Consider the following 11,542-nt stretch of genomic DNA (forward strand, 5'->3'; position numbering starts at 1 on the left):
CCTAAAGCTAATACAGCATGTTCTTCATCTTTAATATCTAAAGCATAAGAGTCTCCCCACGTTAGCCATTCTTTTGAGATAGCTGCAATTACTTTTTGATTGCTCATTATTTGGTAATCATGTTCCCAAATAGATCCTTCAACTTGCCAATTTGGTCCTATAATAGAGTATCGTGGTTTGAAAAATGTGAATTCTTTGCTTACTTTAGCTAGTTCTTTACCATTGATATATAGTGAATAGCTAGGTAAAAATTTAAATAGCTGTTGCTCGATATATAAAACTTCTTTTCCACTACTATCTCTCACATGTAGTTTCTTACCCCATGATAAAAATTCACCTTCGACTAAATAAACGTCTTGCTCTTGGCTATTTTTAACACTAAATTTATCGTTCCAAGAAAAAAGTTTTTGTTTGATATAATAATTCATCCTTATCACCTTTCTTTTTAACTTATTTTAGAAATTCAGTATCAATAATTTTTTCTGTTGTCTCCAATAAAGATGCTTTGGATACCTGATTCCCTTTGTATCCGTTAAGTACGTGCTGGTTTGCAAGATTTTTTGTATACTCACTTAGTTTATAAATCCTAAACTGCTCCCTTGACTCCGCATAATTCTCATGATTGCCAACATAATGCATAACGGTAGGATTCCACTTAACATTTTCGATGCCCTTTTCTTCTGCATCTATTACAAAATCTAGAGAAATCATTCCACCTAACATATTATTTTCTGTGCCAGTTGACATAGCCGATAAGAAGTTTCCTAAAGAGTAAACGACTAGTGTTTGATTACCGTTCTTACCTTCTACCCATTCAACCGGTTGAATCACATGTGGATGTGTACCCACAACGACGTCTACTGCTAAATCTGCGAAGAGCTGAGCATATTCTTTTTGGTATGTATTAGGTTCAAGCATATGTTCGTCACCCCAATGAGCCGATACGATAACAAAATCACTCACTTTTTTTGCCATTTCTATATCTTGAGTAATTAAATCTTTATCAAAATAATTTAAGCGATAAGAAACATCTGGTTCAATTCCATTTGTACCATAAGTATACGCAAGAAATGAAAATTCCACTCCATTTCTTTCGATTACAGGAATTGCATCACGCTTTTCTTGAGAAGAAAATACTCCTGTAAAAATCATCTTTTCTTGTTTATCCCAAATATCCAACGTATTTAAAACACCCTGTTTTCCTTTATCCAACGAATGGTTCGAAGCTCCATTTACCAAGTCAAAACCTAACTCATTTAAATCATCTGCCATATCACTAGGTGTATTAAATGCAGGATAACCAGAAAAACCAAATTTATCTCCGCCAATTAATGTTTCTTGATTGATGAAAGCTAAATCTGCCTGTTGGATTTCATCCGCCACGTTTTCAAACATTGGTTTAAAATCAAAAGAGCCATCACTCAATTGTGCTTCATCGAAAATGACATCATGAATTAAATTGTCTCCCACTCCAACAAAAGATACCTTCTTTTCCTGACTAGAATTATCTTGTGAACTAGATAGTTTAGTCGATGATAATGAATTTGTTTCGTTTATTAATGACGATTCAATCGCTTCATTCTCAAAAATATTATTTGTACATCCTCCTAAAATCATTAGTGATAATAGCAGCCCAATTTTCTTCACTCTTAGTCCCCCTATTTTATATAAAATAAGTAACTCCTTAGTCTTTTTCATCTTCTAAGCTCTATTGTACTAGAATCCGCTTAAAACTGTAACTAATAATCGGTCTTTCTATATGTAACGCTGTTGTTGTTTAATAATAGAAAGCAGGTTAGACTTTTTTTAGCCTAACCTGTCTTTCTCTTTAAACAGCTATCGTTCTGATATTGAAAACTACTTTTCCTATTTTATTTTAGATGATGGGTATCTTATAGCTGCTTGAGCAGCTGCCAGACGAGCAATGGGTACACGAAAAGGTGAACAAGATACATAATTTAATCCTAACTTTTGGAAAAACTCAATAGATGCGCGATCTCCGCCATGCTCGCCACAAACACCTATTTTGAAGTTCGGTTTAATTTGACGTCCTTTTTCAACAGCTAATTTCACTAGCTGTCCGATACCTTCTTGGTCGATTGTATCAAAAGGACCTTTTTCTAAAATGTTTTTGTCCATATAGTCAGAAATAAAATTTCCAGAATCATCTCTCGAAAAACCAAATCCCATTTGAGTTAAATCATTGGTTCCAAAACTAAAGAAATCTGCTTCTTCTGCAATTTTGTCAGCTGTAAGTGTTGCTCGCGGAACTTCAATCATTGTTCCAATATGATAACTGATTGTTTTTCTTTTCTCAGTGAATACTTTTTTAATTTCATCTTCTATTTCCGCTTTAATATAGATTAATTCTTTTACGTCACTAATTAAAGGGATCATAATCTCTGGTTCAACCTCGTTATTTTTATTTACCTGTTGCTCTATAGCAGCCTCCATGATTGCTCTTACTTGCATTCTACTAATTTCAGGATAAGTTATTCCTAATCGAACACCTCGATGACCCAACATAGGGTTTACTTCATGTAATTCAGTTATACGTCCGTTTAATTCCTCAAGACTCAATGACATTGTTTTAGCTAACTCGCGAATTTCCTCTTCTTTGACAGGCATAAATTCATGCAAGGGAGGATCTAACAGACGAATGGTTACAGGAAGCTCCCCCATAACATCATAAATTTGATAAAAATCATTTTTTTGCATAGGCAGTAATTCATTCAATGCTTTTGCTCGTTCTTCAGCTGTGCTAGATAATATCATTCTTCTAACGGAAGAAACTCGATTTTCTTTAAAAAACATATGCTCTGTTCTAATCAGTCCAATTCCTTCTGCACCAAATTCTAATGCTTGCTTCGCATCTTCTGGCGTGTCAGCGTTAGCTCGAACAGACATCGTTTTTATTTCATCAATCCAATCCATTAATTCTCTAAAGGTCTCTCCTAAAGTTGGCTTAGTTTTTTCTATCTCATCAAGATAAACAATTCCTGTCGTTCCATCTAAGGAAATAAAATCTCCCTCATGTAACACGCCGTCTTTGTATTTAACAGTTTTTTCCTCTTCATGAATTTTCACTTGTGAACAACCAGCAACACAGCATTTCCCCATTCCTCGAGCCACTACTGCAGCATGAGAGGTCATCCCTCCTCTAGCCGTTAAAATTCCTTCTGCTTTTACCATTCCAGAAATATCTTCGGGAGATGTTTCTTGTCTGACTAAAATTGTTTTTATTCCCTTTTTATATGCTTCTTCTACTGATTCTGCAGTAAAACAGATTCTTCCTGAAGCTGCTCCAGGCGAAGCCGCAAGTCCTTTAGCTATACTTGTTGCTTGAATGATTGCATTCTCATCGAAATTCGAATGCAACAATTGCTCTATTTGTTGAGGTTTTATTCTCATCAAGGCTTCTTCTTTAGTGATTACTCCATCTTTGTGTAAATCAACTGCAATAGCAATGGCCGAGAGAGCGGTTCTTTTCCCGTTTCTTGTCTGCAATAAAAAGAGTGTGCCGTCCTCGATAGTAAATTCAATATCTTGCATATCTTTATAATGCTTTTCAAGATTTTTAGCTATTTCTTTTATTTGATGATAAATTTCAGGCATCAAAATATTTAATTCTACTATATCATTTGGTGTACGAATACCAGCCACAACATCTTCACCTTGTGCATTTAATAAAAATTCGCCAAATAACTTTTTATCGCCCGTTCCAGGATCCCTAGTAAAAACTACCCCCGTACCAGAAGATTCTCCTTTATTCCCAAATACCATTGATTGAATATTGACAGCGGTTCCATTTAGTTTTGATATGTTATGCATTTCTCTGTAAAATATCGCTCTAGGATTATTCCATGAGGCAAAAACTGCTTTAATAGCTAACCTTAACTGCTCCATAGGATCTTGAGGAAATTCATTTTTTGTTTCTTGTAAATAAATTTCTTTGTATTTTTTTACAATACTTTTTAAATCATCTCCATCAAGATCTTTATCTAATTCAATTTCTTTTATTTTTTTAACTTTTTCTATTATAGACTCAAAACGTACTTTAGGAATCTCCATAACAACGTCTGAAAACATCTGTATGAAGCGACGATAACTATCGTAAGCAAAACGTTCATTAGATGTGGCGTTAGATAATCCAACTACAGATTGATCATTTAACCCCAAATTTAAGATTGTATCCATCATACCTGGCATAGAATGACTTGCACCTGATCGAACAGACAAAAGTAGAGGGTTTTCCATATCTGAAAATTTTTTCCCGGTTAATTGTTCTAATTGTTTTAGGTGAGCATTAATCTCTTTATCTAAACCATTCCAGATAGACTGTTTTTCAGAAAAAAAGCGTTTACAACTTTCTGTAGTTAATGTAAATCCTGGTGGTACAGGAAGTAGCATTTTCGTCATTTCAGCTAAGTTTGCTCCCTTACTACCAAGTAGGTCCTTTAGTTCTTTATTTCCTTCATTAAAGCTGTAAACGTATTTTTCAGTCATTTTTCTAACCTCTCTCTTTTTATATTTATTTTTTAATAAATTTATTCCATTAATCGATTCGGTCATTTTTTTAGTTTCTAGTTCACATTAAATAACTGTGAATCAGTTTTTTTTATATATTCAGTAATTAGATTTGCTGTTTCTTCTATCGCGTTATCAGAGACATCTATAATTAAACAGCCAATTTTCTTCATAATTTTTTCAGCATAATCCAATTCTTCTAAAATACGGTTCATCTCTGCATAGCTGGAATTTTGCGGCAATCCTAAATTTTTTAACCGCTCTTTTCTAATACTATTTAATTTTTCAGGTGTATTGGTTAACCCAATAACTTTAGTAGGTGAAATTTGATAAATTTCTTTTGGTGGCTCAGATTCAGGAAATAGTGGAACATTTGCCACACGAATATTTTTATTTGCTAAGTACATAGATAGAGGTGTTTTAGAGGTCCGTGATATTCCTAGAATCACTAAATCTGCCTTTAATATCCCTCTTGGGTCTTTTCCGTCATCATATCGAACAGAAAACTCAATGGCTTCAATTCTATTAAAATACTCTTTATCCATTTTTCTTATAATACCCGGTTCTCCTATTGATTTTAAAGACGTTGCTTTCTCAATAGCCGTTAATCCACTCCCTAAAATATCAACTAAATAAATTGATTTTCCATCTGAAAAACCCTTTAAGTACTGTCTTAATTCTTCTTGAACCAATGTATAAAAGACAACGGCATTTTCTTCTTTATTAATCGTATTAAGACTTTCTTCTAAGGCTTGTTTAGTAACGATGTGTGTAAATTTCTTTACTTCCTCTACTTCTAAAGAATATTGAGAAAGGATAGAGTGTATGACTTGTTCGCCTGTTTCTCCTATTGAATCAGAAATAAGATAAATTGCTACAGGTTTCATATAATCCTCCTAATTATCATTTTTTATAATATTTAAAAACAAGCGACTGATTAGTGTTTTAGAAAATTTCCCAACTATTTTTAACTGTTTTGATCCTTTTCCATCGTCAAACGCTATGACTGGAAGACTATCAACTTCGTGCTCTAATAATTTCTTGGTAGCAGCCTCAACTGAATCGTTACTAAATACATAAGCGACATTCGGCACCCTTGTCATTGCCATACTAACTGGCATCTCTTCTATATTCATTTTACCAATTACTGTCTTCAACAGGTCTTTCCTAGAGACTAGGCCTACAAGATGATTTTGTTCTGTAATATAGACTGAGCCTACATCTTCTAGAAACATTTTTATAATCGTGTCTTGGATAGACGTTTTAGAATGAACTATTACCGGAACACTCATAACATTCTCTACTTGTGTTTCTTTTAAATCTTTTATTATAAATGGTTCTACTCTGTGTGCATTGTAAAAATAACCCACTTTAGGTTTTGCAATTAATAGTTCGCTTAACGTCAAGAGTGATAAATCTGATCTTAAAGTCGAACGTGAGAATCCTATTAAAGATGCTATCTTTTCTCCCGAAATTGGCTCATTTTCTTTTACTATTTCGATAATTTCTTTTTGTCGTTCGCTTAAATCCATTGTTTGACTCCTCCCTTTAATGCATCATACAAAACATATAGTACGTCACATTAAAAAGATTGTCAACTAAATATCGCACTGTTTAATTAATAACGTAACAAATAACTACCACTATTTAGTCGTTTTTTCTTATTTATCTACTTTCTACTTACTTTTACTTACAACTAAAAAAAATAAAGGTTTAGGCTGCATAATCTGCCCTAAACCCTTACTCCCTAATTTTACGTATAAATAAGACTGAATAATTTAATTTTGTTTAAAAATTCAGGTTAAAAACATAGTATTTAGCTAATTATCTTAGCGTTTAATACCTAATATATCCTCTTTAGCATGAACCAATTGAGTAATCAATTTGCTATATGGAGCCTCTAAACCTTTTTCTTGTGCTTCTTTTGCTACAGTACCATTTAAGAAATCAATTTCTGTTAAACGTCTATTTTTTAAATCTTGATGCATAGAAGGGTAATGTGCGCCAACTTTTTCTGCCGTAGCTTTTAAATAGCCGATTGTTTCTTCTACGTCTAAATGAGCTCCTTCAGTTTCAGCTACTAGTGAAAATTCTTTAACTATTCCTTCTAGCAACCCATCGATTTCAGATGTCTCGAATAATTCTTTAATGTTGCAATCTAATAAAGAACACAAAGCATTCATTGTTCCATTAACACAAGCTTTTCTCCATGTTGTAAAATGAACATCCTGGCTGTATACGCCATTTAAGCCACTATCAGCCATCATCTTAACAACTTGAAGTGTACCTTCTTTTTCATTTGCATCAGCATTTTGAACTTCAACTGGACCTTGACCCATGAAATGTGTTTTCCCAGGCGCATCTAAACCACCTGTCCAAACCGTTGTACCCATAATAATATTTTTTTCAGGAATGTATTCAGAAATTGTTTTAGCATGTCCTAAACCATTTAACAAACAGATAACTTTAGTGTCCTCTGTTAAAACATGTTTAATTTCTTCTAACATATGACGTAGACCCATTGATTTAGTGAAAATAAATACTGCATCAAATGTTTCTTTAATTTCAGACGGTTTTCCTATAGGGATAACGATAGTGTCTTCCTCCCCATTAACTGTCACCGTTAATCCATTTTCTTTAATAGCATGAATATGATCTTCCCAAAAATCCATCAACGTAACGTCGTTTCCATTTTTTTGCATCATGTAACCAAATCCACAACCTAAAGCTCCAGAACCTGCAATTGCTATTTTCATTTTTATTGTTCCTCCATTTATTCATTTATTTTTTTAATTTGAAGCTGGTATAAATTTAAAGATATCGTGTTCGTAAATATGAAATACCTTGTTACAAAGTAAGTCAATAAAGTATCCACCCACAAAAGGTATCACAAAGTACGCTAAAAGAACACTCACTAAACTAGTTCCCATATTAAAAGATTGAATTGGTCCAACTAAACCAACAATTCCAAAACCAGCTGATTGTGGTGTACCCTGGATAGTCAAAAGATAAACACCAATTCCTGAAATGAAAGCATTCATAACAACTGGAATTACGATTTTAGGGTATTTAATTAAGTTAGGTATCATCATTTTCATTGCCCCTAACAATATGGCTAATGTCGTCCCTGTTTTGTTAATTCTTAAAGAACCAATGACTAAAATTGCTGTACATGCTGTAATGCCTACCGCTGCTGCTCCAGCTCCTAATCCTGTAACACCAATTGCAATACCGATTGCAACAGTAGAGATAGGTGAAATAATGATAATAGAAAACGCAATAGAAATTAAAAGAGTCATCAGTAAGGGTTGTAAAGAAGTAAAGCTGTTGATTAATGCTCCGATTGAAGAAGTAATTAAACCAACATACGGTAGCATGATTAAACCTAACGTTCCTACTCCTACACTAACAATAATGGGCATTAAGATTAACGTTAAAGATCCTAATTTACCTTGCAAAAAGCGCGTTACAAAAACGGCGATAGCAGAAATCAGCATAACGTTAATTAAATCCCCGATTCCGACTAATTGCACTCCTGTTTCAGTAACTTTATAAGCACCTGATCCTAAAAAGGCTGCTGCACCTATAACTACACTTTCCATTCCATTTAATTTAAACTGTAGTGCTACTAGAACACCAATAATTGCCGGTGTGATAAATTGCATAATCATTACTACGTTTGCTAATAATTCAAATATAGATCCATAAGGTATGAGTGATTTAAAAATTGATCCTAATATAGCATTTGCAATTAACCCAATAACAATACCTGACGCTGTTCCGCCCAAAACTTTGTTTAAATAATCTTTTCCTGTATATGTACTTTTTTCTTCCATTGTTAAACTCAACCTTTCGAATTCCGATTAATAGTAACTAGCCTACATCACAACTGTGATTCAATTCACAATGATTGACGACTTGTTTAGTTTATCACGTGCTTCATAAAAGTCAATTTTTTTTTTATAAAATCGATAGTTATCCGTTTTCATTATCATTATTCTCATAGTATTTTAATAACTTTCTCTAGTAATCAAATTTGACTACAAAAAAAACCCTATTCTCATAGGGTTTCTATATCCTTGCGTTTAGTTAACTAGTGATGAAGATTGTGAATAGAAACAAACTCTATTTCTCCCACTTTTTTTAGCTGCATAAAGAGCTTGATCGGCGTTATCATAAAGTTGATCGATTTCTTTAGTTGTATCATTATATGTTGTAAATCCAATAGAAACAGTAATATGAATAGACTTTGTTCCATTGTTTATCACAAAAAATGAATTTTCAACTATTTTACGCATTGCTTCGGCTCTTTTATTCGCCTCTTTAAGGGTGCAATCATGAATTAATACTGAAAATTCTTCTCCACCATTTCTAGAAACAACGTCTTCGGGTCCTTGACTAGATTTTAAAATAGCTGCTAGTTTTTTTAATACTACATCACCCTCTAAGTGACCATATGTATCATTTACTTGTTTAAAAAAATCAATATCCAAAAGCATTATGGAAATACTTTCGTTCGTTGTTATTTGTCGTCTTTTCGCTTTATTAAAAGCGATATCAAAACTTCGAACATTGTTCAAACCTGTTAATGGATCAGTGAATGCGAAGTTTTTATTTTGTCTAAATAATTGCTCACTTTTGGTTAAATAATCCATCATATAAACAGAAATCATCCCACCTAAAATACTCACAACCCAATAATTGATTAACAATGAAATATTCAAGCTCTTTGTCGATGGAATAAATATCACTAATAGTGTGTACGTCAAACTACTTAATCCAAGCATAACAGCGATACATACCCAGCGATTTCTTATTCTTTTAGTAAAGTAATGGAAGACTGCCCATGAAACTAAAATAAAGATTACATTTGAAAAGGATTGACTATTTACGCCAATCATAAATCTTGTAATAATAATCATCGTAGCCGTTACTGAAGCGGATATCCAATCGCTATATAAAACCACTAACATTAATGGAATAATACGCAAATCAATGATTGAATTCACACCTGTTGAAATACTAAAATTCATCAATACAACGCCTAGAAAGCCCGCAAGAAAGCCTCTAAAAAGGGACATACATGTAGTATGGTATTCTTCGTAGCTTTTTCTAAATAGCTGTTTATAAAGAAATAGAGAAGAAATCAATACACATAGATTCAGAAAAAAACCCTCATAAACTGTTAACATTGACTCATCTCCTCATTTTATTTTTTTTATTTACTTCTTGAAAGAACCTACTTTTAAAAAGTGTTATCGTTTCCATTATACTACAGTTATTTAATCGTTACGACTACTTTTAAAAACTGTAGAAAAGTAGTCACAGTTAGCCGACAAGCTGGAATTCGTGCTCATTTCACTATAGTTTGTTTCTATTAATCATTCTTATTCATAGTAAAATGAAGATGAGACAAAGCTATCATGATTTTTTGTCGTATTTACTTAAATTTATTTTGTAGGAGGAAATAAAGATGGAAAAACTAGCACAAAAATTTTCTACTTATCAAGAGTTCTACACAAAAGGCGAGTATCTCTTTTTCCAAAAAACTAAAATCACAATCCTATTTTCAGGGAAATTTTTTCATTTCGAGTCTTTTCAAGATGTTTTTAATGAACACTTAAGTAGTCCTCTTTTTGAACTAGTCGGTACAGATTATTTAGGTCAACCCGATATGACACTCTCCCATGAATTTGACCGCAACCTTAAACCTGATAGTTTTTATTTTACAGTATCGAAAAGAAACCATATTACTATTAAAACAAAAAATTTGCGTGGTTTTCGATATGCTTCTGAAGTTTTGTCATTGGTCATAGAGAAAACCACTAATGGTACCGCTTGTTTAATCGTATCCCTTGCTCATGAGCCGTCTTTTCAGGTTAGGGGAATCATTGAAGGCTTTTACGGTACTCCATGGAAACAGTCAGGTCGATTGGATGTTTTGCATTATCTTGGAAATAATCGAATGAATACGTACATGTATGCTCCAAAAGACGATCTGTACCAAAGAACTCTGTGGCGTACTCTCTATCCAGATAGTGAATTAGCTAAATTCGAACAGTTAGTGCAAATTGCTGAAAAAGAAATGATTCACTTTTATTACATGATTAGCCCTGGAAATGATATTGATTATACTCAAGTAAAAGACATTAGGGTTTTAACTAGTAAACTCAAACAATTAATTGATAGCGGTATCAGACACTTCGGATTGCTATTAGATGATATTGATTACTCGTTAAAAGGAAATGCAAAGAAGAAATTCTCTTCAGCTGCTAGTGCCCATGCTTATCTCATTACCCAAGTTGACACCTTTTTGAAAAACGAATTAGAAGACTATAGCTTAGTTGTTTGTCCCACAGAATACGATAATTCCCACGATTCGGCTTATCTTGAGATTTTGAGTGCAAAAATGCCTATTGGGATTCCTTTATTTTGGACAGGTCCTTCTACTCTAGCCTCTCAAATTACAACTGCTGATATTAGAAAAATGGCTCATATTTATAATCGGCCAATGATTATTTGGGATAATATTCCTGTAAACGATTATCAAAAAGACTACGAACTTCTTTTTTTGAGTCCTTATGAAAACCGTTCGCCACTGCTAAGCCAAGAAAAGTATCATGTTTTAGGCATTGTTTCTAATCCTATGCCCCAATGGGAGTTATCTAAATTAACAATACAAACTATGAGTCAATTTTTATGGGACTCTAGCAGTTATAAACTTGCTGATAGTTGGAATAAAACATTGGCGGCTTACTTACCGACTGATTATTTAAGCGCCTTAAAACTATTTACTGCCTTTAATCCGAATAAATACACTCGAGCAGTCCTGACTTTTGAACAAAAACAAGCCATTTGGAATAAAGATATTCCTTTTATCACAGCACAATTAGAACAGCTACTAACAGCGAGTCGAAAACTTGCAGAAGTAAAAAATGATGACTTTCAATCTACTATTGGTCCTTGGTTAAAACGTGTAGAGCAGGACTTAACTTACTGGGATAGTATAAAAAAG

9 protein-coding genes are annotated in these 11,542 nt (G+C 33.3%); 1 reads left to right on the plus strand and 8 read right to left on the minus strand.

What is annotated here, in order from left to right; translation table 11 throughout:
- The 8 genes from WBF61_RS03855 to WBF61_RS03890 form a co-directional block, all read right to left on the minus strand.
- On the minus strand, positions 1–428 hold a 428-nt coding region (locus WBF61_RS03855; protein ID WP_424254066.1), incomplete at its 3' end, for an LURP-one-related/scramblase family protein.
- A gap of 22 nt (positions 429–450) precedes the next feature.
- Positions 451–1,647: a CapA family protein gene (locus tag WBF61_RS03860; RefSeq protein ID WP_424254068.1), complete on the minus strand. Its 1,197-nt coding sequence runs from the start codon at positions 1,645–1,647 to the stop codon at positions 451–453.
- Positions 1,648–1,866: 219 nt separating this feature from the next.
- Positions 1,867–4,506 carry a pyruvate, phosphate dikinase gene (gene ppdK / locus WBF61_RS03865; protein WP_424254070.1) on the minus strand — a complete coding sequence of 880 codons (2,640 nt, stop codon included), beginning with the start codon at positions 4,504–4,506 and terminating at the stop codon, positions 1,867–1,869.
- 77 nt (positions 4,507–4,583) lie between these two features.
- The gene (locus tag WBF61_RS03870; RefSeq protein WP_424254072.1) at positions 4,584–5,414 is read right to left on the minus strand and encodes a pyruvate, water dikinase regulatory protein; all 831 of its coding nucleotides are present in this window, start codon (positions 5,412–5,414) and stop codon (positions 4,584–4,586) included.
- 9 nt (positions 5,415–5,423) lie between these two features.
- Positions 5,424–6,059: a CBS domain-containing protein gene (locus WBF61_RS03875; protein WP_424254074.1), complete on the minus strand. Its 636-nt coding sequence runs from the start codon at positions 6,057–6,059 to the stop codon at positions 5,424–5,426.
- Between the two features lie 297 nt (positions 6,060–6,356).
- Positions 6,357–7,283 (minus strand): 2-dehydropantoate 2-reductase, encoded by a 927-nt coding sequence (locus tag WBF61_RS03880; protein WP_424254076.1) that lies wholly within the window; start codon positions 7,281–7,283, stop codon positions 6,357–6,359.
- A 33-nt stretch (positions 7,284–7,316) separates the two neighbouring features.
- Positions 7,317–8,363, minus strand: a complete 1,047-nt coding sequence (locus WBF61_RS03885; RefSeq protein ID WP_424254078.1) for a PTS sugar transporter subunit IIC — start codon at positions 8,361–8,363, stop codon at positions 7,317–7,319.
- A 249-nt stretch (positions 8,364–8,612) separates the two neighbouring features.
- Entirely contained in the window at positions 8,613–9,719 is a 1,107-nt protein-coding gene (locus WBF61_RS03890; protein WP_424254080.1) for a diguanylate cyclase, read from the minus strand.
- Between the two features lie 281 nt (positions 9,720–10,000).
- On the opposite strand from WBF61_RS03890, the gene WBF61_RS03895 reads away from it, so the two are divergent.
- A partial coding sequence (locus WBF61_RS03895) for a protein O-GlcNAcase (protein ID WP_424254082.1) occupies positions 10,001–11,542 on the plus strand: 1,542 nt, incomplete at its 3' end.

It is taken from the genome of Carnobacterium sp., assembly GCF_049673005.1.
GTDB lineage: Bacteria > Bacillota > Bacilli > Lactobacillales > Carnobacteriaceae > Carnobacterium_A.

Excerpts from the sequence above, each read along its gene's own strand:
- ppdK (WP_424254070.1), bottom strand. The coding sequence starts at position 4,506 with ATGACTGAAAAATACGTTTACAGCTTTAATGAAGGAAATAAAGAACTA.
- WBF61_RS03870 (WP_424254072.1), bottom strand. The coding sequence starts at position 5,414 with ATGAAACCTGTAGCAATTTATCTTATTTCTGATTCAATAGGAGAAACA.
- WBF61_RS03875 (WP_424254074.1), bottom strand. The coding sequence starts at position 6,059 with ATGGATTTAAGCGAACGACAAAAAGAAATTATCGAAATAGTAAAAGAA.
- WBF61_RS03880 (WP_424254076.1), bottom strand. The coding sequence starts at position 7,283 with ATGAAAATAGCAATTGCAGGTTCTGGAGCTTTAGGTTGTGGATTTGGT.
- WBF61_RS03885 (WP_424254078.1), bottom strand. The coding sequence starts at position 8,363 with ATGGAAGAAAAAAGTACATATACAGGAAAAGATTATTTAAACAAAGTT.
- WBF61_RS03890 (WP_424254080.1), bottom strand. The coding sequence starts at position 9,719 with ATGTTAACAGTTTATGAGGGTTTTTTTCTGAATCTATGTGTATTGATT.